At 69.5% G+C, this 22,554-nt stretch carries 18 protein-coding genes; 6 read left to right on the top strand and 12 right to left on the bottom strand.

Annotated features, from left to right (window positions below; translation table 11 throughout):
• Positions 1 to 139 precede the first annotated feature (139 nt).
• Both argG and GON06_RS03750 read right to left on the bottom strand, forming a co-directional pair.
• Positions 140 to 1,585, bottom strand: a complete 1,446-nt coding sequence (gene argG / locus GON06_RS03745; protein WP_157310965.1) for an argininosuccinate synthase — start codon at positions 1,583 to 1,585, stop codon at positions 140 to 142.
• Between the two features lie 106 nt (positions 1,586 to 1,691).
• Positions 1,692 to 3,563 carry an alkyl/aryl-sulfatase gene (locus GON06_RS03750; protein WP_157310966.1) on the bottom strand — a complete coding sequence of 624 codons (1,872 nt, stop codon included), beginning with the start codon at positions 3,561 to 3,563 and terminating at the stop codon, positions 1,692 to 1,694.
• A gap of 143 nt (positions 3,564 to 3,706) precedes the next feature.
• Between GON06_RS03750 and GON06_RS03755 the strand changes: the two genes are divergently transcribed.
• Both GON06_RS03755 and GON06_RS03760 read left to right on the top strand, forming a co-directional pair.
• Positions 3,707 to 4,246, top strand: coding sequence for a hypothetical protein (locus tag GON06_RS03755; protein ID WP_157310967.1), 540 nt, complete (start codon positions 3,707 to 3,709; stop codon positions 4,244 to 4,246).
• 198 nt (positions 4,247 to 4,444) lie between these two features.
• A complete protein-coding gene (locus GON06_RS03760; RefSeq protein WP_157310968.1) occupies positions 4,445 to 5,149 on the top strand; it encodes a ZIP family metal transporter in 705 nt (234 codons plus the stop codon).
• A 26-nt stretch (positions 5,150 to 5,175) separates the two neighbouring features.
• Here GON06_RS03760 and GON06_RS03765 read toward each other — a convergent pair whose 3' ends face one another.
• From GON06_RS03765 to GON06_RS03805, 9 genes are all read right to left on the bottom strand, one after another.
• Entirely contained in the window at positions 5,176 to 7,818 is a 2,643-nt protein-coding gene (locus GON06_RS03765) for a PEP/pyruvate-binding domain-containing protein (protein WP_157310969.1), read from the bottom strand.
• Positions 7,819 to 7,877: 59 nt separating this feature from the next.
• Complete coding sequence (locus GON06_RS03770; protein WP_157310970.1) at positions 7,878 to 8,966, bottom strand: hypothetical protein; 1,089 nt, start codon at positions 8,964 to 8,966, stop codon at positions 7,878 to 7,880.
• Positions 8,960 to 9,724, bottom strand: coding sequence for a tetratricopeptide repeat protein (locus tag GON06_RS03775; RefSeq protein WP_157310971.1), 765 nt, complete (start codon positions 9,722 to 9,724; stop codon positions 8,960 to 8,962). Before GON06_RS03775 ends, GON06_RS03770 begins: the two co-directional genes overlap by 7 nt.
• Entirely contained in the window at positions 9,721 to 10,842 is a 1,122-nt protein-coding gene (locus GON06_RS03780) for a vWA domain-containing protein (protein ID WP_332837140.1), read from the bottom strand. The genes GON06_RS03775 and GON06_RS03780 overlap by 4 nt, the downstream gene beginning before the upstream one ends.
• Complete coding sequence (locus tag GON06_RS03785) at positions 10,839 to 11,822, bottom strand: vWA domain-containing protein (protein ID WP_232528144.1); 984 nt, start codon at positions 11,820 to 11,822, stop codon at positions 10,839 to 10,841. The genes GON06_RS03780 and GON06_RS03785 overlap by 4 nt, the downstream gene beginning before the upstream one ends.
• Entirely contained in the window at positions 11,813 to 12,301 is a 489-nt protein-coding gene (locus tag GON06_RS03790; protein ID WP_157310972.1) for a hypothetical protein, read from the bottom strand. Before GON06_RS03790 ends, GON06_RS03785 begins: the two co-directional genes overlap by 10 nt.
• The gene (locus GON06_RS03795) at positions 12,288 to 13,247 is read right to left on the bottom strand and encodes a DUF58 domain-containing protein (protein ID WP_157310973.1); all 960 of its coding nucleotides are present in this window, start codon (positions 13,245 to 13,247) and stop codon (positions 12,288 to 12,290) included. Before GON06_RS03795 ends, GON06_RS03790 begins: the two co-directional genes overlap by 14 nt.
• A gap of 5 nt (positions 13,248 to 13,252) precedes the next feature.
• A complete protein-coding gene (locus tag GON06_RS03800) occupies positions 13,253 to 14,263 on the bottom strand; it encodes an AAA family ATPase (protein ID WP_157310974.1) in 1,011 nt (336 codons plus the stop codon).
• A 211-nt stretch (positions 14,264 to 14,474) separates the two neighbouring features.
• Complete coding sequence (locus GON06_RS03805) at positions 14,475 to 15,377, bottom strand: hypothetical protein (protein ID WP_157310975.1); 903 nt, start codon at positions 15,375 to 15,377, stop codon at positions 14,475 to 14,477.
• Between the two features lie 102 nt (positions 15,378 to 15,479).
• Between GON06_RS03805 and GON06_RS03810 the strand changes: the two genes are divergently transcribed.
• The 4 genes from GON06_RS03810 to GON06_RS03825 all read left to right on the top strand — a co-directional run bounded on the left by GON06_RS03810 (position 15,480) and on the right by GON06_RS03825 (position 21,742).
• Complete coding sequence (locus GON06_RS03810) at positions 15,480 to 16,478, top strand: DUF2804 domain-containing protein (RefSeq protein WP_157310976.1); 999 nt, start codon at positions 15,480 to 15,482, stop codon at positions 16,476 to 16,478.
• 160 nt (positions 16,479 to 16,638) lie between these two features.
• A complete protein-coding gene (locus GON06_RS03815) occupies positions 16,639 to 18,018 on the top strand; it encodes an NAD(P)/FAD-dependent oxidoreductase (RefSeq protein ID WP_332837141.1) in 1,380 nt (459 codons plus the stop codon).
• A gap of 162 nt (positions 18,019 to 18,180) precedes the next feature.
• The gene (locus tag GON06_RS03820; protein ID WP_157310977.1) at positions 18,181 to 20,316 is read left to right on the top strand and encodes an adenylate/guanylate cyclase domain-containing protein; all 2,136 of its coding nucleotides are present in this window, start codon (positions 18,181 to 18,183) and stop codon (positions 20,314 to 20,316) included.
• A gap of 1 nt (position 20,317) precedes the next feature.
• Positions 20,318 to 21,742, top strand: a complete 1,425-nt coding sequence (locus tag GON06_RS03825) for a mechanosensitive ion channel domain-containing protein (RefSeq protein WP_157310978.1) — start codon at positions 20,318 to 20,320, stop codon at positions 21,740 to 21,742.
• A 7-nt stretch (positions 21,743 to 21,749) separates the two neighbouring features.
• On the opposite strand, the gene GON06_RS03830 is transcribed toward GON06_RS03825, so the two are convergent.
• Positions 21,750 to 22,472 carry a Pr6Pr family membrane protein gene (locus tag GON06_RS03830; RefSeq protein WP_157310979.1) on the bottom strand — a complete coding sequence of 241 codons (723 nt, stop codon included), beginning with the start codon at positions 22,470 to 22,472 and terminating at the stop codon, positions 21,750 to 21,752.
• Positions 22,473 to 22,554: the final 82 nt, after the last annotated feature.

Here is a 22,554-nt window from a genome sequence, read left to right on the forward strand (position 1 = left end):
AGTTAATCCTCCTTCGAATCGCTCAACTGGTCCCTCTCGGGCCTCAGATGGGGTCAATTGCGCGATTCGAATCGAAGGGGGGGAACGACGAAGGGCGGATGCCGCAGTCCGCAGCATCCGCCCTTCGTGAGACTTCGTATCAGTCGGTGCCCGAGTCGAACGCAGCACCCTCGGAGGCCACGTCCACGGCATCCGTCAGCTTCTCGTCGGCTTCGGAGACCGAGCCCTCGACCTGCTCGGTGATCTCGGCGGCCTCGCCGGCGGTGACGCGTCCGACCAGCTCGCCGGTGGCGCCGCCGACCAGGCCGAGACCCGCGTACTGTTCCAGGCGGGAGCGCGAATCGGCGATGTCGAGGTTGCGCATGGTCAGCTGGCCGATGCGGTCGACCGGGCCGAAGGCCGCGTCGCCGACGCGCTCCATGGAGAGCTTCTCCGGGCCGTACGACAGGTTCGGCGAGACGGTGTCGAGGATCGTCCAGTCGTCGCCGCGACGCAGCCGCAGCGTGACCGTGCCCGAGATGGTGAGGCCCACCCAGCGCTGGATCGACTCGCGCAGCATGAGCGACTGGGGCTCGAGCCAGCGGCCCTCGTACATCAGGCGGCCGAGGCGCCGGCCCTGCTCGTGGTACGTCGCGAGGGTGTCCTCGTTGAGGATGCCGTTGACGAGACGCTCGTAGGCGATGAACAGCAGCGCCATGCCCGGGGCCTCGTAGATGCCGCGCGACTTCGCCTCGATGATGCGGTTCTCGATCTGGTCGCTCATACCGAGGCCGTGGCGACCGCCGATGCGGTTGGCCTCGAACACCAGCGCCACCGGGTCGGAGTACTCCTGACCGTTCAGGGCGACAGGGCGGCCGGCCTCGAAGGTGACGGTGACGTCTTCCGTGGCGATCGCGACCGACTCGTCCCAGTACTTCACGCCCATGATCGGGTCGACGCTCTCGAGCGAGACGTTCAGGTGCTCGAGGGTCTTCGCCTCGTGCGTGGCGCCCCAGATGTTCGCATCCGTCGAGTAGGCCTTCTCGGCGGAGTCGCGGTACGGGAAGCCGTGCTCGACGAGCCACTCGCTCATCTCCTGGCGGCCGCCGAGCTCGGTGACGAAGTCGGCGTCGAGCCAGGGCTTGTAGATCCGAAGGCGGGGGTTGGCCAGCAGGCCGTAGCGGTAGAACCGCTCGATGTCGTTGCCCTTGTAGGTGGAGCCGTCGCCCCAGATGTCGACGCCGTCCTCCTTCATCGCGCGCACGAGCATGGTGCCGGTGACGGCACGGCCGATCGGCGTGGTGTTGAAGTAGGTCTTGCCGCCGGAGCGGATGTGGAAGGCGCCGCACTGCAGGGCGACGAAGCCCTCCTCGACCAGCGCGGTCTTCGCGTCGACGAGGCGCGAGACCTCGGCGCCGTACTCCAGCGCACGGCCCGGGATCGACTCGATGTCGTCCTCGTCGGGCTGACCGAGGTCGCCGGTGTAGGTGCAGGGGATCGCACCCTTGTCGCGCATCCACGCGACGGCGACGGAGGTGTCGAGACCTCCGGAGAACGCGATGCCGACGCGCTCGCCGACGGGGAGGGACTGAAGGACCTTGGACATGCGATCAAGTCTATCGGCGGCGCGTCGCGCGTTCCGGCCCGGATGCCGGGTACGACGGGAGCCCCGCCGCGCGAGGCGACGGGGCTCCGGCCCGATCAGACGGATGTCACGGCGTGACGATCGCGAACGCCGGGTCGCCGGGATCGACGACGGCGAGGATGCTCTTGATCGTCTCGATGTCGCCCTCGGTCTCGATGCCGGGGGAGGTGGCGTCACCGGCTGCCAGGGCGATGAGCCGCGCCTTGGTCAGCCGGAGGGTGAGCGAGACGTCGCCCTCGCCGTCCTCGAGGTAGACCAGAACGCCGTTGCGCAGCGTGACGCGGAACGTGCGCTGCAGGTCGGTGAACTCGATCGAGAGCGCCAGGTCGAGGTCCCATGCCTTGGGGCCGTCGATCTTGATCGCGATCGCGTCGAGCAGCATCTCGGCGGTCAGGTTCGCGACGATCGACGGCGCGTTGGTCACGGTCGGGGTGCCGAAGTTCTTCCCGCGCAGCTCGGTCGCACCCGAGAAGAAGAAGTTGCGCCAGGTGCCGTTCTCGGAGCCGTAGGCCAGCTGTTCCAGGGTGTCCGCGTACAGTGCACGCGCTGCGGTGTGGTTCTCGTCGGTGAACACCGCGTGGTCGAGCAGGGTCGCAGCCCAGCGGAAGTCACCCTCGTCGTACGCGGTCTGCGCCGCGGCGACGATGTTGTCCATGCCCCCGGCGAGGGCGACGTAGCGCTTCGCCTGCTCCTGCGGCGGGTGCGGCCACAGCCGTGCCGGGTTGCCGTCGAACCAGCCCAGATAGCGCTGCACGATCGCCTTGACGTTGTGGCTGACCGACCCGTAGTACCCGCGGGCGTGCCAGGCGTTCTCCAGCGCGGGCGGCAGCACGAACGCCTCGGCCGCCTCGGCGGCGGTGAATCCCCGGTTGATCAGGCGCAGGGTCTGGTCGTGCAGGTACGCGTACAGGTCGCGCTGCAGACCCATGAACTCGACGATGCGGTCCTGACCCCACATCGGCCAGTGGTGCGAGGCGAACACGACGTCGGTGCGCGAGCCGAAGGTGGCGATCGCCTCGGTGAGGTACTGCGACCACACGTGCGGGTCGCGCACGACCGCGCCGCGCAGCGTGAGCAGGTTGTGCAGCGTGTGCGTGGCGTTCTCGGCCATGCACAGGGCGCGGAACTTCGGGAAGTAGAAGTGCATCTCTGACGGAGCCTCGGTGCCAGGCGCCATCTGGAACTCGATCTCGATCCCGTCGATCGTGTGCGTCTCGCCGGTGGTGGTGATGAAGAGGGTCGGCACGATCATCCCCGCCTCACCGGTGGAGGTGGTCTGTCCGAGGCCGGCGCCCACGGCGCCCTGCGGACCGCGCTCGAGCGCGGCGCCGTACATGTAGCCCGCGCGACGACCCATCGCCGTTCCCGCGTACACGTTCTCGGACACGGCGTGCTCGACGAAGCCCTCAGGGGCGATGACCTGCACCGTGCCGGCATCCACCTCCTCCTGGGAGGTGACGCCGAAGATGCCGCCGAAGTGGTCGATGTGCGAGTGCGTGTGGAGGACGGCCACGACGGGGCGCTCGCCGCGGTGCTCGCGGTACAGCGCGAGGGCCGCGGCGGCGGTCTCGGTGGAGATCAGGGGGTCGATCACGATGATGCCGGTGTCGGTCTCGATGATCGTCATGTTGGAGAGGTCGCTGCCGCGCACCTGGTAGATGCCGTCGGGAACGACCTCGAACAGACCGGCGCGCGCCACCAGCGTGGACTGCCGCCACAGGCTCGGGTGCACCGTGTCAGGGGCGTCGCCGTCGATGAAGGCATACGTGTCGTTGTCCCACACGACCTCGCCGTCCGCGTTCTTGACGACGTTCGGCTTCAGCTCTGCGATCAGCCCGCGTGCGGTGTCATCGAAGTCGGTCGTGTCGTCGAACGGAAGATTCTTGAGCGCAGCGTCGTGCTGCGCCTTGATTGCTGCCGAAGCGGGCTTGTGATCCATGGCGTCTCCAGTCATCCATCGGGGCGGTCCCCCCTTATCCCATGTCCATCCTGGCCGCCACGCGCAGGGCGCGCCAGCGGACTGGCCTGTGAAAAGGGCCCGGGCTACCCTGGTTCCTTTGCCACGGAACTCTGGAGATCGCAATGCGCCGCACCACCGGCATGCTGTTCGTCACCGCATTTCTCGCGCTGGGCCTGTCGGCCTGCGCGCCGCAGGCGGAGGATGCCGCGAAGCCGCCGGTTCCGTCGGCGACGCAGACGACGGATGCCGGCGAGACGGATGCCGCCACGCCGGTCGAGCGCGCCGACGCGCTGTGCGAGGCGGGGCCCGCCGATGACGACGGCGCCTGCATCGTGACCGGCCAGAACGTGACCGGCGACCTGTCCTTCGAGGGCTACGAGATCGTGAAGCTCATCGACAGCGCCTTCGACGGCGGCGTCACCGCCGGCGGCCTGCGCGAGATCGTCGTGACCGGCTCGAAGGTGGGCGGGGATCTGTCGATCACCCGCACCCAGGGCGTGGTCGTGAAGCTCACGGAAGTCGGCGGCACGCTCGACATCTCGGACGCCCAGCACGCCACCCTCGTGAAGAACACGGTCGGCGGCGACCTGAACTGCGACGGCGTGCGCGCGGACGGCGACAGTAACCAGGTGACCGGCACGACGTCCTGCACGCTGCGCTGACGCGCGCCGCTCCTGACGCACCCGCCGGACCGCCCGTGCGGGAAGGAGGTTTTCGTCGGTGCGGAGCGGCACGGGGCGGCGTTACCCTCCTTCCACACGCCGGAGGTCGCGGCGAAGGCCGGCCGTGACGCGCACCAGCAGGGCGCAAGGAGCAAAGTGTCGTTCCGACGGCGCCGGGAGCTGCACTAACCTCCTTGCATGGGTGGTGCTTTCCTGTGGGGCGCCGTCGCCGCGGCGCCGCTCTTCGTCGGCGCGTGGCTCGCGACGCTGCGACGCTGGCCGCCGCGTCTGCTCGGCATCGTGCTGGGGTTCGGCGCCGGCGCGCTGATCTCGTCGATCTCGTTCGAGCTGGTGCAGGAAGGGCTGGGTCTCGGTGGCCCGGTACCTCTCGTCGCCGGTCTCGCCGTCGGCGCGCTGACCTATTACGTCGCCGATCGCATCGTCGACGCGAGGGCCGCGGCGGCGAAAGGCCCGTCCGGCATGCCGCTCGCGATCGGCGCTCTGCTCGACGGCATCCCTGAACAGCTCGTGCTCGGCATCGGCCTCGCCTCTGGCGACGGCGTCAGCTTGGCGCTCGTGGTCGCGATCCTGGTCTCCAACCTGCCGGAGTCGATCGGCTCGGCGTCCGACCTGCTGGAAACCGGCATGAAGAAGTCGCGGATGCTGCTGCTGTGGACGGCCGTGGCCGTCGTCTGCATGCTCTCGACCGTCGCCGGCTTCGCGATCACGGATGCCGTGGGCCCGGCCTTCCAGGCCGCCGTCGACGGGTTCGCCGCCGGCGCGCTGCTGGTGATGCTGGTCGACTCGATGGTGCCCGAGGCGCAGTCCAAGGCCAAGGAGTCGACCGGCCTGTTCACGGTGCTCGGCTTCACCGTGGCAGCGGGGCTGTCGTTCCTGGGCTGATCAGGCCTGTCTTCTCGACACATCGCTCAGTGCCGCCTGCGGCGCGCGATGAGCAGCACGACCCCGGCAGCGGCCGCGACGCCGAGCAGGATGGCCAGCACCTTGCCGCGCTTCGGTTCGACAGCGGCATCCGCCGCCTGATCCGGCGCCCCGTCCAGCCGCACGGTGCCGGTCGCGCCGTTCACGGTCAGCACGTCTCCGGTGGAGATGCGCTTGGTTGCGCTGCCGGTGCCGAGCACCGCGGGAATGCCGTACTCGCGCGCCACGATCGAGCCGTGGCTGAGCACGCCGCCGATGTCGGTGACCACGCCCGAGGCCAGCGCGAACAGCGGTGTGTACGCCGGGGTCGTGATGGATGCGACGAGCACTTCGCCGGGCTGGAAGCTCGCGAAATCCGCCGTGCCGCCGAGCACACGCGCCGGGGCCGTCACCTGGCCGCCCGACCCGCCGGTACCGTGCAGCACGGGCCCCGTCTCATCGCTCTCCCTCGCCGGCATGAAGCGCTCCATCGACGTCATCCACCCGCCCTTCGGCAGATACTGCGGCGGTGTCGCGAGCCGGCGGCCGCGCCAGGTGCGGTGTCGCTCGTCGACGTCGGCGCGGTGATCGGGCAGCGCAGCGCCGCTGTCCAGCGCAGCGGCGTCGGCATCCGCCTCTGCCGCAGTGATCCAGAACACATCCTCGACGGATTCCAGCGCGCCGGATGCCGCGAGCCGAGCGCCGAGCTCGCGCAGCAGCCGGCGCTGGACCGGCCAGGCGAGCCCCATCGCCGCGAGGGCGTCCTCCCGAACCGGAGCCCACAGCTGGGCGGATCGGAGTCGGCGCTCGGCAAGCTCACGGCGTACCGGATCCAGTCGCGCGATGAGTTCACGCGTGATGCGCTCGCGCCGTGCCGCGGATGCTCGCTGCCGCTCGCCCGGGTCTGCGGCGTTACCCGCGATCGTGTGCTTGAGTGTCTCGAACACCGGCTCGGGATCATCCGCGGGCACCGGGTTGATGAAGTCGAGGTTGTAGACGGTGTGACCGTACTCGGCGAGGTACGCGTCGAGGCGCTTCTGGAACTCTTCGGGCAGGTCGTCACCGGCATCAAGGCTCTCCGCCAGACCCGGCTGTGTCCGGCACCACTCGGCCAGCTCGTGCAGCGCACGCTCCGAGCGCATCGGCGCCGAATCGAACCCGAGCAGGAAGTCGGATGCCTGCGGGTCGCCCGCGCGGCGCATCGTGGAGTCGTACAGCTTCGTCCACAGCACCTCGCTCATGCCGGCCAGCGGCATCACCATCTGCACGATGCTGTAGTACGCACACGCCGCACCGAGCAGCTCCCGAACGCCGGCGATCAGGTCGGCGGCCGACAGCTGCGAGGCATCCTCGTCCGCGTGGCGGGCCACGACGGCGCGATAGGCAGGCAACGCCTCGTCGTGCCACTTGTCCATCGCATAGCCCTTGCGCAGGAGGAAGCGCATCAGCGGCGGCGTGGCCTTGAGCATGGCGATGAAGGTCGACTGCGGATAGTCGTAATAGGCGTAGCCGTTGATCGTCGGGAACGCCATGTCCAGCGTCGACAGGTCCGGCGCGACACCGCTGAGCATCGACCGCAGGCCGAACGGCACGGCGTCGCTCACCAGGCCGGCGAACAGCGGCGTCAGCGGGTCGGGCATCTGCTCGACGATGCTGGCGCGGAAGTACAGGCTGCCCTTGCGCGGCAGTGGCCAGTCGGTCGGCACCTCACCGGTGGGTTCGGGCAGAGCGGTGATCGGCCGTGCCTGCACGATCTGGAACTCGCCGTCGGCGAGCGCCCACTCGACGTCCTGCGGAGCGCCGAAGTGGGACTGGATGCCGGCGCCGATCGCCGCGAGCGCGCGGGCCTGGGCGTCGGTGAGCGTGGCGGCGTCTGCCTGCGATGAAGGGACCTCGGACTGCTCCGAGCCGCCGTCCACTCTCACCGTCATGACCGCCTTCGTCGCGATGCGGCGGTCGACGGCGTCGTCGTGCACGGTGTACTCATCGGGCTCGACCAGGCCGCCGACGACCGATTCGCCGAGCCCCCAGGACGCGGTGATGACCGTCTCGTCCCTGCGGCCGTTGCCGGGATTCGCCGTGAACATCACACCGGCCACCTCAGCAGGGATCAGCCGCTGGACGACGACGGCGATGCTGAGGCCGGCGGCCGCCTCATGTCCCACCTGCGATCGGTAGGCGATGGCACGGGCGTTCCACAGCGACGCCCAGCAGCGGCGCACGGCATGCACGACTGCGGCGGTGCCATCGATGTTGAGATACGTGTCCTGCTGGCCGGCGAAGCTGGCGCCGGGCAGATCCTCGGCGGTCGCGGACGAGCGCACGGCGACCGGTCCCTCGTCGAGTGCGGCGTACGCGGCGGCGATCTGCTCGACGAGGTCGGAGGGCAGGTCGGAGGCGGCGAAGAGCGCCGCCGCCTCCTGGGCGGCATCCGCATCGGCACCTGCCGCGAGCTTCTCGAGCGCGGCATCCATGCCCGCCGCCGAGACGAATGCGTCGTACGCGGCCGTCGTGACGACGAACCCGTCCGGAACCGGGAACCCGGCGCGCAGCAGCTCCCCCAGATTCGCCCCCTTGCCGCCGGCGAGCTGCACATCGGTGCTGCGGAGATCGGAGAGCGGACGGACCAGCGAAGCGTTCTGCTCAGTCATTCTCGCGAGTTTAGGAGCGCGCGGCGGCTGAGGAAACACCTCACCGCGCGTCACGCGAATCAGAACCCGGGGTACTCCCCGATGCGCTTCTCGAACTCGGCGCGGTCCTTCTCGCTGAGCACCTTGCGGGCGATGATCGTCAGCTGCACGCCCTCGACAGGCTCGCCGGTGGCCTGGTGCTTCGCCTCGCGGTCGGCCTGGGCCGCGCCGGTCGGGTCCTTGGACGGATCGAACGCGTCGACGTAGAGCATGAGCGGGTCGGGGTAGGCGTCGCTGTACCACTCCCAGGTGTGCTGCTCCTCGACATCGGCCGAGCCGTACAGCTTCGCCACCATGTCGTTCGAGATGCCCGACTCGGACGAGTTCAGCGGGTACAGCGCGTACATGTCGCGCTCGGCGAGCACCTCGTCGATCACCGACGCGATCTCGCGCTTGCGGTCGTTGTCGCGCACCGGCTCGACCGTCGTCCACTGCTCGGAGGTGTACTGCTGCAGCAGCGATTCGCCGCCGTAGCCGTTGCGCTCGGGCCTAGTGGTCGGCGTGCCGGACTGCTTCCAGGTGTAGCCGAACTCGTCGGTGAGCCGTGCGCGGATCTCCGCCATCAGCTCTTCGCCGTTCGCCTGCACGTCCTCGAGCGAGGACTGGCTCAGCACCTCGGAGTTCGAGGTGCCCTTCACCCCCGGGTACGCCTCCTCGTGCTTCTGCGCCTCGCTCTTCACGCCGTCGTAGGATCCGGTGGCGGATGCCATGACGGCTCCCACCGCACCGACCGTGGCCACATTGAACAGCAGCGCGATCGCGAGGGCGATCGCGCCCAGCATCCGGCCCCTGGCGGTCAGCAGCGCGGCGATGATCACGCCGACGACGACCAGCTGCAGCACCACGACGGTCACCGAGTACACCGGGTCGGCCCCGCCGCCGGTCATCGCGCCGAGCAGGATCAGGGTGAACAGGATCGAGGCGACCAGCGCCACCCAGCCCAGCGCGTTCGCCTTCGTCTTCGGAACGTCGATCTGCACGGTCTCCGTCGCCGCGGGTGCCGCGGGGGCGGGCGCCATGCGCCGGGCGCCGTGATAGCCGCCGGGCGGCGGCACCGGCGGCGCGCCCTGATCATCGCCGAGATAGCGGGAGCGCTGCTCGTCTACCATGGCTTGTCCGTCCCCGAGCCTGCGCCCTCGTCGCCATCCGATCCGCCGCCGAGCTGATCCTCGCGATCCTGCTGGCCCTGACCGAGCTTGCCCTCGATGTCGTCGAGCTTGCCCTGATCGGGCTGCTGCTCGGTCTGCTCGTCGCCGCCCTGGCCCTGATCGGGCTGCTGCTGGCCCTGCTGCTGCTTCTGCTGCAGGCGGTCCTTCAGGTCGTCGAGCGTGTCGCCCATGTCGCGGCTCGGGTCGGACGACTGCTGCTGCGCCTGCTCGCTGTCGCACTCCTTCGGGGTGTCCACGGTGATCTCGAGCGCCTCGCCGTACAGCTCCGCGGCCTTCGCCGCGTCGCCGCCGGCCTGTTCGGCATCGCCCATCCGCTCCACCACGATCGCGAGGTTGATCCGCACGTCGCACTCCTCGAGGCCGTTCGCGAGCTCCAGCGCGTCCTCGAGCTCGCTGCGCGCCTCCGGCAGCCGATCGGCGCCGGCGAGAGCGGTGCCGGCGTTGAACGGCGCCTTGTACGGCTCGAACACGTTCCACCACGACTGGCCGTGCGCGGCGGACTCGGAGCCGGCGTAGTCGCCGGTCACGTAGGCGCTGATCGACTGGTGCGCGAACGCGTACATGCTGAGCAGCTTCGCCACCAGCACGAGCCCGGCGAGCACCAGCGGCACGCTGCAGATCGCGATCCAGCGACGGATGCGGCGTCGCCGCCGGTTCGCGGCGAGAAGAGCGGATGCCGGGTCGAGTTGCGTCGTCATCGGCCACCCCCTTCATCGCGCCGCGGGTCCTTCGTCTCGTCGCTGCGCTCCTCGCTCAGGATCCGCGACCCGGGTCCTGAGCGAGCGAAGCGAGACGAAGGGCGTCCTTCGTCTCGTCGCTGCGCTCCTCGCTCAGGAGCCGATGAGGGCACAGCGAGCCCCCGCATCCGGGTGACGAGCATGGTCGCGCGGGCGAGTTCGACACCCAGCAGCAGCACGATGATCAGCGCGAACACCCAGTACAGCTCGACGACGTCGCCGACCTCCCCGGACTCGGCGTAGTCGGTCGTCGTCTTCGGCGCCTCGGGCAGGGTGATCTCGGCATCCGCGGTGCGGTGCTCGTACTCGACGCCGAGCTGATCGGCGATCTTCCCGAGGTTCTCCTCGTCGATCACCGAGTGCGCCTCCTGGCCCTGGTACTCGATGTACTCCGAGCCGGTCGCGCCGCGACCGGTCGTGATCCTCATCGGCCCGCCGTCGACGGTGCCGTAGCCGAGCACGGCGCCGGCGTCGACGTACTTCTGCGCCGTGCCGAACGACTCCGGCTCGTTCTGCGAGGTCTGCTCGCCGTCGCCCAGGTAGAACACCATCCGGGCGCGATCCGGCGCTGCCTTCGCGGCCGACTGCAGGGTCTTCGCGAGCAGCTCGTTCGCGACGCCGATCGAGCTGCCGCGCGACTGCGCGGTGACCTCGGGGCGCAGCACGTCGAGCGAGGAGATCAGCGCCGTGGCATCCGTCGTGAGCGGCAGGCGGAGCTGCGCGGTCGCGTCGAACGTGATCAGCGCGAAGCGCGCGCCGGGGTACTCGTCGACGATCTTCTGCACGTCGGCGCGCACGCCGTCTAGGCGCGGCTTGCCGCCGGCCCAATCCTCGGCGACGATGCTCGCCGTGGTGTCCACGGCGATCACGACGTCGGTGTCGGTGGCGAGCGTCTGCGAGCTGCCGCCCGGGATTCCGGGACGCAGCAGCATCGCGAAGGCGGCGAGCAGCATCAGCATGCGCAGCGCCCAGATCCAGCGCGGGCCACGCACCTTGACGAGCGCCCAGACGATCGCCGCGGCGACCGGTGCGCACAGCAGCACCAGCAGCAATGGATTGAGCACGGGCTGGAGGATCACAGCTTCACCACCCACAGCAGTGCGAGGAAGCCGAGCACGGCGACCAGAAGCAGGGCGATCCACAGGTTCGGAGCATCCGCCCAGATCACCTGCGCCTGACCCCGCAGTGCCGCCGCCTCCTGCTTCTGGATCTGCCCGACGATGTCGGAGACCGTGGTCGTGTCCCGCAGGCCGTACGCCTGACCTCCGGTCGCCTGTGCGGCCTTCGTCAGCCCGGCACTGGTCTGCACCTTCGCGTCGCCGATCGGATCGATCGCGAACACCTTCACCTTCTGCGAGGCGGCATAGGCGGACGCCTCGTCGAGGGTGAGGATCTGTGCGCCGTTGACCTCGTTGTCGGTGGCCAGGATTACCGAGCGGCTGCGCTCGTCATCCAGGTGGTCGAACCGCATCGTGCAGGCGGCGAGGCCGTCGCCGATCAGCGAGGCGCCGGGGCCGTTCAGCGTGCCGACCCAGTGGTCAGGGGTGTCGGTCTGGTAGTCGAAGCCCTTGCGCACCTGCGCCAGCTGGTCGCGGATGAAGGCGTAGTCGTCGGTCAGGGGGAAGACCTGCACCGGCGAACTGTTGAAGATCGTCAGGCCGATGCGCTCGCCCTTGAACCCGTCGAGCAGGTTGTCGAACACGTCGATCACCTCGCGGTCGACGTCGGTCATCGAGCCCGAGACATCGAGGCAGAGCACGATGTCGCGGCTGGTGTTCACCGGCTGGATCGTCTGCGCCGCCATCGGGCGCGCGGCCACGACGCCGCCGAGCAGAGCGGCGATCAGACCGAGACCCAGGATGCCCGTGAGCGCGGTCATCCGCCGGCGCACGGCGGTGCGGAACGACGGCAGGCGGCGCAGCCGCTCGGCACGGGAGACCAGCGCGCCCTCGCCGTCGCCGATGCGCCCGTGGCGCAGGCCGAGCAGCACGCCGAGGCCCACCGCCAGCACGACGATTCCGGCGGCGACGAGCAGCATCCATCCGTTCATCAGTGCCATGAGGTCACCACCCTGCGGGCGGCCTCGGCGCCGGCGACCGGGTCGATGGCCGGGCCGCGCTGGAAGATGCTCGGGTAGTAGTGCCGGCGCAGCGCGTCGATCAGGGCGGGATGCACGCCGCGGTGCTCGAGATCATCGAGCGAGAGCACCGGCGCCTCCAGGCCCGAGTACTCGTTCACGAAGGCGCGCACCGTGCGGCTGAGCTCGAGGTTCGCCGTATGTGGATCCATATTCCGTGAACGGTATGCATCTTCGATCTGCTGGATCCGGCCGAGGTAGTCGGTGCGCAGGGCGCCCAGCACGTCGACGAAAAGCGGAGCGGATGCCGGAACGCCGGCGACCGTCAGGCTGCGCTTGGGCTTCGTCAGGGCGATCACGAGCCAGGCGCCGAGCGCGAGCAGGGCGACGATGCCGACGGCCAGCAGGATCCAGCCCCAGCCGTACTGCGCCGGCGGATAGAGGTCGTCAGAGGCGGGCATGCGACCTCCGGTTCAGCATCCTCAGCAGCGCGGGCACGGCGGAGTCCTGGCCCTCGATCTCGGTGTGGCTGATCTCGAGCCGGCGCAGCAGGTCGTCGCGGCGGGCGATGTCGGCGGCCTCCTGCGCGGCCAGCTCGGCCATGATCTCGGGGTCGCCGTGCGCGAAGTCCGGCACCCGCCAGCTGGTGTCGACGTCGCGGCGCCCTTCGTCTCGTCGCTTCGCTCCTCGCTCAGGAGCCGGAGTCTTTCCGGGTCCTGAGCGCCCTTCGTCTCGCTTCGCTCGCTCAGGACCCGGCAGCACCGGATCCGCGTCCCGCAGCGTCACCCACAGCACGTCGTGCTGCACCTTCAGCCGGCGCAGCATCCGCTCGGTCTCGTCGGTGGTGGGCTCCTCGTCGGTGACGATGACGACGATCATGCGGCGCGCGATGGTGCGCGCGACGTAGCCGAGCAGCGCATCGCGGTCGTTCGGCGCGGTGCTGGCGCCGACAGCGCGCTGTATGCGCCGCAGGGCATGTTCGAGTCCGCCCTCGGTTCCGCTCGGGGCGATGCGTCGGATGCCGGCGGCGTCGCCGTGCACCACGGAGAAGTCGTCCCCGTGCCGCACGGTGAGGAAGCCCAGTGCGCCGGCCACGAGCACGGCCGACTCGGACTTCGGCCGTTCGTCCTCGGCGAGGGCGCGCATGCCGCGCCCGGTGTCGACCACGAACAGCACCGTGTGCATGCGGGTGGCCTTCGTCCGCTTGACCAGGGGCTCGTTGTGCTTGGCCGTCGCGCGCCAGTCGATGTCGCGCACCTGATCGCCGTACTCGTACGGGCGCAGGTCCTCGAAGTCGAGGCTGCGGCCGCGCAGCAGCGACGCATAGGCGCCGTCGAGCGCGTGCATCGACTTCTTCGAGGAGTGGATGAAGAGCTTGCTCTTCACCTGCGTGATCAGGCTGGACATGCGGGCTACGGGGTCGGCACCGCGGCGAAGATCTGGTCGATGATCTCCTCGCTGCGCACACCCTCGGCGTCGGCCTCGAACGTCAGCAGCACGCGGTGCCGCAGCACCAGGTGACGCAGCTCGCGAACGTCCTCGGGCAACACGTGGGTGCGGCCGTTGAGCAGCGCGAGGGCGCGGGACGCCTGCAGGAAGGCGATGCTCGCGCGGGGGCTGGCGCCGTACTTGATGTACCGGGCGCGCTCCTCGCCGATGTAGGGCGCAGGGTTCCTGGTGACGTAGGCGAGCTGCACGATGTAGTTGCGGATCGAGGGGTCGACGTAGATGCGGGAGGCGGTCTCCTGCAGCGTGCGCACGTCGTCGAGGCTGATCGCGCCTGGTACATGCCTGTCGGGGTCGAGCACACCGGAATCGATGCGTCCGAGGATCTCGAACTCCTCGGCGGGGCTCGGGTACTCCACGATCTCCTTGAGCAGGAAGCGGTCCATCTGGGCCTCGGGCAGCTCGTAGGTGCCCTCCTGCTCGATGGGGTTCTGCGTGGCGATCACGAGGAACGGACGGGGGAGCGGGTGCACCTCGCCGCCGATCGTGGTCTGCCGCTCCTGCATCGCCTCGAGCATCGCCGACTGGGTCTTCGCGCTGGAGCGGTTGATCTCGTCGAGCAGCACGAAGTTCGCGTGCACAGGACCGAGCACGGTGCGGAAGGTGCCGGAGGACGCGTCGTAGATCTGGTTGCCGGTGATGTCGCCGGGCAGCAGATCGGGCGTGCACTGGATGCGCTTGAAGCTGGCCTTCACGGTGTCGGCGAGGGTGCTCGCCGCGGTGGTCTTGGCGAGGCCCGGCACCGACTCGAGCAGAATGTGACCGCCGGCGATCAGGGCGACCAGCAGGCTGGTGCGCAGCCGTTCCTGGCCGACCATCTTGGTCGAGTACGAGTCCGAGATGACACGGATGATCTCGCGGGCCTGCGCGAGCTCGGTGTCGGAGGCCGTGGCCGGGGTCGCCGAGACCTGGGGCATGGGGCTTGCCCCCTGGGTCCCTGAGCCTGCCCCCTGGGTCCCTGAGCCTGTCGAAGGGCCCGGGACGGAAGAGATCGGCGGTGCGGGCGGCGGCGGGGGCGCTGCGGACGCCCCGCCTGCGGCGGGGAAGGATTCGGTCATCGTCGGTCTCCTCACGAAGGGCCGTGCGGCGGCCCCGCTACAGGGTAGTCGTCGCGCCTCGGAGCGCGGTTCAGGCGGGGATGTCCTTGCGGCGCATCTCGATCGGGTCGCCCTCGGTGCCGTCGGAGTACTCCGCGCGCACGCGCGGATTGCCGGGGATGAGGTTCAGCACCGACCGTCCGATCTCGAGGGTGGCGTGCCCGGCGGCGTCGAAGGTCACCGACCCGGCATCCTTCCAGCCGTACTTCACCGCGGCCGTCGCACCAGGCTGACCGGTCATCGACAGCGTGTAGCTCTTGACGATCTCGATGCCGATCGCGTTGTCGCCGCGGTTCTCCTGGATGCCGGTGAACGCGAGCGGCGCGGGCGCCGCTGGAACCGCGGGCTCCGACGGGGCAGGAGGCTTCGGCGCCGCCGGTGCGGAAGGCTGCGGCTGGGGAGCACGGGTCACGGGCGGAGCCGAAGGCGCCGGCTGCGCGGGCGGCACGACCGGCGCAGCGGTCGGCGCCGGAGTCGTGGTCGGAGGCGCGGTGCGGACGGGCGCGGGTCCGCCGCGTTCGCCCGGCAGCCCCGAGTCCGACGGCGCAGTGAGCGATGCCCGGTCCTGTGCGACGGATGCCGGTTCGCCGCCTCCGCTCACGATCGCGATGGTGCCGACGACGATGCCGACGACGACGATCGCGCCTCCTGCGAACGCGAGCGCGCGGAGAGGCAGTCTCTTCTCATTGCGCACGCGCGCCACCTGCGGCGACATCGGCAACGGCACGGTCGGAGTGTCGGCTGCCGGAGCGACAGGAGGCGCGGGCGGGACGGGAGGCGCCGGCGGGACGATTCCGCCCGGCTCTGCGGGCGGGAGGACGACAGGCGCGGGCGGCGCAGGCAGCTCGTGTGCGGGCAGGTTCAGCGCGTCCGGCAGCACGACGGCGTCATCGGAGGGCGCTACGTCGGGGGCTTCGTAGCTGCTGCGGTACATCAGGGTCACCGATCGGTTCGGGTGCGCGGCCGGTGGGGAGGCGGCCGTGGGATCACCCTACCCGGATAGGGTGATCCCACCCCGAGAAGAGAGGCATCCGCCATGCCTGCAGAGCGCGAGCTCACCGTTCCCGTCCCGCTGACGCTCCCGAACGGCCGGCTGAACCCGGATGCGGTGGGCTGGGCGCGGCATCCGCTGGTCGACACCGCGGGGATCGGCCGCGGACGCGGCCGCAACAAGCGCTGGGAGTACTGGAACATCGCCACGCCGACCCACGTCGTCGGGTTGACGGTCTCGTCGATCGACTACGCCGCCGTGCACGAGGTGTGGGTGTGGGACCGCGCGACCGGGCAGACCTGGCACCGCTCCGTCACGAACATCCCGCCGCGCGGCGTGCGGCTGCCTGCACGGCTCGAGGCCGGGCCCAGCAGGGCCCGCGCCAAGGATCTCGAGATCGACATCGACGACACGGATGCCGGCACACGGCTGCGCGCGCGGATCCCCGGTGCCGAGATCGACGTCGTCGCCGCGCTCCCCGACGGGCACGAGCGGCTCGCGGTCGTCGTTCCCTGGAGCGAGAAGCGGTTCCAGTACACGGTGAAGGACGTCGCGCGCCCGGCATCCGGCATCCTGATCCTCGACGGCGTGGAGCACGAGCTGCCGCAGGGCGCGTCGTGGGCGGTGCTCGATCACGGCCGTGGGCGCTGGCCCTATGACGTGCGCTGGAACTGGGGCGCGGGGTCGGGCATCTCGCACGGCCGCACGATCGGCGTGCAGGTCGGCGGCCAGTGGACCGACGGCACCGGATCCACCGAGAACGCTTTCCTCGTGGACGGCCGGCTGCACAAGATCAGTGCCGAGCTCGTCTGGGACTACGACATCGCGGACTGGCGCCGCCCCTGGCGGATCACCGGCGGCGAGCTGGATGCCACGTTCACGCCCGGCTACGACAAGCGGAGCCGCATGAATCTCGGCATCCTGTCGTCGTCCACCGACCAGTGCTTCGGTGACTGGTCGGGCACCTTCCGCACCGCGAGCGGCGAGCACATCGCCTTCGACGGCATCTTCGGCTGGGCCGAGGACGTGCACAACCGCTGGTGATCAGAGCCCTCTGCGGGCATGCGCGCGCCTCCTGCTACGGTCGAAGGACAGCCGCTTCCGCGGGCCGGTCGAGCATCCCTGCTCCCGGTGCCCGGCGGAGCCCTGTTCCGCCGGACGGTCGCGGCTGCGATTCATACATGACGCAAGAAGAGGACTATACGTGACGAGCAGAGAACGAGTAGCGATCATCGGCGCCGGCCCCTCGGGCATGGCGCAGCTGCGGGCCTTCGAGTCCGCTGCCCGCGACGGGGCGGAGATCCCGGACGTGGTGTGCTTCGAGAAGCAGGCCGACTGGGGCGGCCAGTGGAACTTCACCTGGCGCACCGGATTGGACGAGTTCGGCGAGCCGGTGCACTCCAGCATGTACCGCAACCTGTGGTCGAACGGCCCGAAGGAGGCGCTCGAGTTCGCCGACTACTCCTTCGACGAGCACTTCGGGCGCCCGATCTCGTCGTACCCGCCGCGCCCGGTGCTGTGGGACTACATCGCCGGCCGCCTCGAGAAGACCGCGGTGCGCGACCGCATCCGGTTCCAGACGATCGTGCGCTGGGTCGAGTACGACGCCGCACGCGAGGTGTTCACCCTGACCAGCGAGCACCTGCCCAGCGGCGAATCGAGCGTGGAGGAGTTCGACCGGGTGATCATCGCCAGCGGCCACTTCTCCTTCCCGAACGTGCCGGACTTCCCCGGCATCGAGACCTTCCCCGGATACCTCAGCCACGCCCACGATTTCCGCGGCGCCGAGGGCTTCGCCGACCGCGACGTGCTGGTCATCGGCGGCAGCTACTCCGCCGAGGACATCGGCAGCCAGGCGTTCAAGATGGGCGCGCGCTCGGTCACGGCGAGCTACCGCTCAGCGCCGATGGGCTACGACTGGCCGGACGGCTTCGAGGAGCGCCCGGTCGTCGAGCGCTTCGAGGGCAGTACTGCGCACTTCGCCGACGGCACCTCGAAGGACTTCGACGCGGTCATCCTCTGCACGGGCTACCTGCACAAGTACCCGTTCCTGCCCGACGAGCTGTCTCTCTCGTCGCCGAACAACGTGTACCCCGACGGGCTGTACCGGGGAGTGGTGTGGCAGGAGAATCCGCGCGTGGCCTACCTGGGCGCCCAGGACCAGTGGTTCACCTTCAACATGTTCGACGTGCAGGCCTGGTACGTGCGCGATCTCATCCTGGGCAGGATCGAACTGCCGGATGCCGCGGAGCGCGCGGCGTCGATCGCGGACTGGCGGCGACGCTTCGAGGAGATCGGGACAGCGGCCGACGAGATCCGATTCCAGGCCGACTACGTGCGCGACCTGATGCGGCAGACCGACTACCCCGAGTTCGACATCGACCGTGTGGTCGAGATCTTCCTGGAGTGGAAGCACGACAAGAAGGCCGACATCATGGGCTACCGCGACCGCGCGTACCGCTCCGTGATGACCGGGACGATGGCCGTCGAACACCACACCCCATGGCTGCAGGAGCTCGACGACTCGCTCCCGCGCTACCTGTCGACGCCGGCCGACGACCGCGAGGGGCTGCTCGCCGTCTGAGTGAAGATGCCGCTCCCGTCGCCGGCGGGAGCGGCATCGTCGGCGACGTGAAAATTCCTCCTCGCCTCTTCCATCCGGATTTGGGATACCGATAACGTCGGTCGCGAGGGGGATCGTGACGACCCCTCGGACGGGGGGATCACGGTGGCCGACGCTACCCAGGTGACAGAGGAACGGGCGAGGACGAAGCGCCGGAGGCGCGGCGGGCTCAGCATCCAGTCGAAGCTGCTGATCATGCTGCTGGGGGTGAGCCTGGTGTCATCGGTGATCGTCGGCGCGGTCGGGTTCATCAACGGCCGGCAGTCGCTGCACGAATCGGCGATCGACCAGCTCACGACCATCCGCGAGATGCGCAGCTACGAGATGGCGACGGCCATAGAGGACGCGAAGCGCAGCGCGGCACTGAACTCACGCAATCTCAGTGCGCAGAACGCATCAGTCGCGCTCAACGCCGCCTTCGACGAGCTGCAGCAGAGGCAGCTGGATGCTGCACAGCAGGAGGCGCTCGAGACCTATCACGGGGACGTCTTCGTCCCCGAGCTCGAGAAGCGGTCCAAGGCCGAGTACGGCGACACCGCCTTCATCCCGGCATCCGCCGCGGGTCAGTGGCTGCAGGCCCACTACGCGGTGAAGAACGAGGACTTCGACAAGGATTACGACGCGATTCTGAAGATGAACGACGCCGGCGACGGCACTTCGTACTCGGTCGCCGCCGAGCGCTATGGAGACTACTTCGCCAGACTCGTGGAGAACGCGGGATACGAGGACGTGCTGCTGCTGAACCTCGACGGTGACGTGGTGTTCTCGGCGTACAAGGGGGTCGACCTCGGTACGAACCTCAACGACGGGCCCTACGAGGAGAGCGCGCTGGCGAACGCCTATCGCGACGCCGTCGCCACGAACTCGGTGAACACGACGGTGCTGACCGACTTCGAACGGTGGATCCCGTCGCTGGACGTCCCGACCATGTGGGTACTGTCGCCGATCGGCAACGACTCCCGCATCACCGGCGTGCTCGCCATGCAGCTGCCGCTCTCGTTCGTGAACGACGTGATGACCGGAGACGAGAAGTGGAAGGGGCAGGGACTCGGCGACACCGGCGAGGTGTATCTGGTGGGGCGCGATGACCTGATGCGCAGCAACTCGCGGCTCGTCATCGAGCAGCCGGAGGAGTATGTCCGGGCGGTGGTCGGAGCCGGCACCCCGCCGCGGATCGCGAAGCGCGTCGTGGAAGTCGGCGGAACGGTGCTGTTGCAGCCGGCGCGGGCCGAGAGCGTCCAGCTGGCGCAGCAGGGCGAGGAGGGCACGAAGGTCGGTCCCGGCTACCGCAGCGGTGACACGGTCGTCAGTTACGGGCCGCTCGACGTGCCCGATCTGGACTGGGTGGTCATCGCGCGCATCGACGCCGACGAGGCGTTCGCGCCGACGGCGGACTTCACCCGCACGGTCCTGATCTGGCTGCTGGGCATCATGCTCGCCGTCGCACTCCTCTCGCTGCTGCTCGCCCAGGTGTTCACCAGGCCGGTGCACCGGCTGGTCGGCGCGGTGAACCGTGTCGCCGGGGGCGACCTCGACGTGCAGGTCCCGCAGGGCTCGCGCGACGAGTTCGGCGATCTCGGCAGCGCGTTCAACGACATGGCGTCGAGCCTGCGCATCAAGCAGCAGCTGATCGACGAGCAGCGTTCCGAGAACGAGAAGCTCATGCACACGCTCATGCCCGAGAGCGTGGCGGCGAAGTACCGTGCGGGCGATGAGGCGATCTCCGAGGCGCACGACAACGTGTCGGTGGTGTTCGCGGAACTCGTCGGCTTCGACGAGTACGCGGCGGCCCTGACACCGGAGGAGGAGGTCGCGCAGCTGAACGTGCTCATGCGCGGCTTCGACGAGGCCGCCGCGAAGGCCGGCGTCGAGAAGGTGCGCACCTTGCACGAGGGCTACCTGGCGTCCTCCGGCCTGGTCGTCCCGCGCGTCGACAACGTGCGCCGTTCGGTGCAGTTCGCCCGTGATCTGCTCGGCGTGATCGAGCGGTTCAACACCCAGAACGGGGCGGATGTCGCTCTGCGCGTGGGCGTGGACACCGGGACCGTGACGAGCGGCCTGGTCGCACGGACCACACTCGCCTACGACCTCTGGGGCGACGCGGTGAACCTCGCCTACCGGGTGCGCTCGGTGACAGGCGAACCGGGCATCTACGTCAGCCAGGATGTGCGGGACCGCACCAATGAGCTGTTCACGTACATCGAGGCCGGCTCCGTCGAGGTGAAGGGCCGCACCGAGACCGTGTGGAAGGTGGCCTGACATGGCTGAGGCTTTCGCCGACGGCTGGGCGTGGTGGGTGATCGGGATCGCCATCGGCTTCCCGGTGCTCCTGGTGGGCATCACCGAGCTGCTCGGCGCACTGCGCCGGCGCAACAGCCCGCTCGCCGGTCCTGTCGCGATCCTGCGCAACTGGGTGATCCCCGCCGGCGCTCTGTTCGCGCTTCTCGCGTTCGCCATCCAGTCCCCCGCGGATCAGGTCTGGGTGCGGGTGGTCGCCACCGTGTTCGGATTCCTGGTGATCCTGCTGGTGCTGTCGGCGTTCAACGTGGTGCTGTTCTCGAACGCCTCCGAGGGGTCGTGGCGCAAGCGCATCCCGACGATCTTCGTCGAGATCGCGCGCCTGGTGCTGGTCGTGGTGGGTCTCGCGATCCTCTTCTCCTGGGTGTGGAACGCCGACGTCGGCGGACTCTTCGCCGCACTCGGGGTGACCTCCATCGTCATCGGCCTCGCCCTGCAGAACGCTGTCGGCGGTGTGATCTCGGGCCTGCTGCTGCTGTTCGAGCAGCCGTTCAAGATCGGCGATCACCTCGATACCGGCGGCGTGAAGGGCCGGGTCATCGAGGTGAACTGGCGGGCCGTGCACATCGACACCGGTTCCGGCATCCAGATCGTGCCGAACTCGACCCTTTCGGGGGCGTCGTTCACCAACATGAGCGAGCCCGCGGGGCCGTACGCCGCGACCGCGGATGTCGCGTTCACCACGGACGATCCGCCGCACGAAGTGGTCGCCCTGCTGGTCGACGTGGCCGAGGGACTGCCGCTGCGGCTGCCGCGTGAGCAGGTGTCGGTGGAGTACTCGGGCAAGGGCGCGTACTCGGTGTCGATACCGGTGGCGTCCCCTGCGGATGCCACTCGCGCTCTGACCGTCTACCTGTCCTGGCTCTGGTACGCCGCGCGTCGGCGCGGGCTGGCGCTCGACGGCGATGCGACGGACCCGATCGCCGAGCCTGCGCGGCTGGATGCCGCGATCGACGCACTGGCGCCGCATCTGCATCTGGACGAGGCGGATCGCGAGTTGCTGCGGACCTCGTCGCGTCTGGAGAGATACGGCGCAGGGGAGACCCTGCTCGGCACGGGCGTGGTCCCCGACCATGTGCAGTTCATCGTGGACGGTGCGGTGACGATCGCCCTCGAGATCCAGGGCAGCCGCATCGAGTTCGCCACGGCCGAGCGAGGTGACCTGGTGGGCCACACTGCACTGACCCGCGAGCCCAGCAGGGCGGTGAGCACGGCGGCGGGCATGCTGACGGTGCTGACGGTGCCGCTGGCCGCCGTCGACGACCTGGTCCGTTCCCGCCCGCGTCTCGCTGCAGACATCGGAGACCTGCTCGACATGCGCCGTGCGCAGGCGACCGAGGCGCTCGCCGAACGCGGCCTCACGATCAACGCCCTCACCGAGCGCTGAGGAGGAGTCAGCGCGCCTCGAGCAGATCGGGCTCGTCCGCCGGCGCGCCCGCCACTGCTCGTCGCCGCCCGATCCACAGCACTCCTGCCGCCACAGCGATGATCGCGATCGCGATGCCGACGACGTACCCGGCGACGCCGAGGTATCCCCCCGGCACGTGGTGCGGGTTCAGGAACGGATACGGGTACCACCACGGGTCTCCGGTCGCGGGTGCGACGATGAAGTTCGCGCGGATCAGCGTGTAGACCACCCACGCGATCGGGAACGCCGCCACGATCCACAGCGATGACCAGGGCAGCGCCCGCGGACGCGGCGCGAACAGCACGTCCGCGAGCAGGAACAGCGGCGTGACGACGTGCAGCACCTCGTTCGACCACCACACCGTCGAACCCTGATCCAGGGCGATCCCGCGCAGCAGCACGTTGTAGACGATGCCCGTCACGATCATGTAGGTCGCCACGCACAGCAGCAGGGTAGCGAGCCAGCGCGGTTCGGGGCCGGTTGCGTGCTGCAGCATCCACACACCGCCGATCGTCAGCGCGACGACCGCGCCGACGTTCGACAGGATCGTGAAGAAGCTGAAGAAGTTCGTCACGACCGTGGGCACGTGCGCGGCCCACGGATCGGATGCTGCGAGGGTGCGCTCGAGGGTGCGCACCAGCTGAGCGATGATCGCCGCCGCAGCCAACGCGGCCGCGGCGAGCCGGGCCCACGGCCACCATGTCGTCATGGCGAAACTGTAGCGCGGGGCAGCTTCGGTAGGATGGAAAGGCCCGCTCAGGGCCAGCTCATCTGCCGGTGCAAGCCCGGCG

Source organism: Microbacterium sp. MAH-37 (assembly GCF_009758255.1).
Taxonomy (GTDB): domain Bacteria; phylum Actinomycetota; class Actinomycetes; order Actinomycetales; family Microbacteriaceae; genus Microbacterium.

Coding starts and splice junctions, on each gene's coding strand:
- argG (WP_157310965.1), bottom strand. CDS start 1,585: ATGTCCAAGGTCCTTCAGTCCCTCCCCGTCGGCGAGCGCGTCGGCATC.
- GON06_RS03750 (WP_157310966.1), bottom strand. CDS start 3,563: ATGGATCACAAGCCCGCTTCGGCAGCAATCAAGGCGCAGCACGACGCT.
- GON06_RS03755 (WP_157310967.1), top strand. CDS start 3,707: ATGCGCCGCACCACCGGCATGCTGTTCGTCACCGCATTTCTCGCGCTG.
- GON06_RS03760 (WP_157310968.1), top strand. CDS start 4,445: ATGGGTGGTGCTTTCCTGTGGGGCGCCGTCGCCGCGGCGCCGCTCTTC.
- GON06_RS03765 (WP_157310969.1), bottom strand. CDS start 7,818: ATGACTGAGCAGAACGCTTCGCTGGTCCGTCCGCTCTCCGATCTCCGC.
- GON06_RS03770 (WP_157310970.1), bottom strand. CDS start 8,966: ATGGTAGACGAGCAGCGCTCCCGCTATCTCGGCGATGATCAGGGCGCG.
- GON06_RS03775 (WP_157310971.1), bottom strand. CDS start 9,724: ATGACGACGCAACTCGACCCGGCATCCGCTCTTCTCGCCGCGAACCGG.
- GON06_RS03785 (WP_232528144.1), bottom strand. CDS start 11,822: ATGGCACTGATGAACGGATGGATGCTGCTCGTCGCCGCCGGAATCGTC.
- GON06_RS03790 (WP_157310972.1), bottom strand. CDS start 12,301: ATGCCCGCCTCTGACGACCTCTATCCGCCGGCGCAGTACGGCTGGGGC.
- GON06_RS03795 (WP_157310973.1), bottom strand. CDS start 13,247: ATGTCCAGCCTGATCACGCAGGTGAAGAGCAAGCTCTTCATCCACTCC.
- GON06_RS03800 (WP_157310974.1), bottom strand. CDS start 14,263: ATGCCCCAGGTCTCGGCGACCCCGGCCACGGCCTCCGACACCGAGCTC.
- GON06_RS03805 (WP_157310975.1), bottom strand. CDS start 15,377: ATGTACCGCAGCAGCTACGAAGCCCCCGACGTAGCGCCCTCCGATGAC.
- GON06_RS03810 (WP_157310976.1), top strand. CDS start 15,480: ATGCCTGCAGAGCGCGAGCTCACCGTTCCCGTCCCGCTGACGCTCCCG.
- GON06_RS03825 (WP_157310978.1), top strand. CDS start 20,318: ATGGCTGAGGCTTTCGCCGACGGCTGGGCGTGGTGGGTGATCGGGATC.
- GON06_RS03830 (WP_157310979.1), bottom strand. CDS start 22,472: ATGACGACATGGTGGCCGTGGGCCCGGCTCGCCGCGGCCGCGTTGGCT.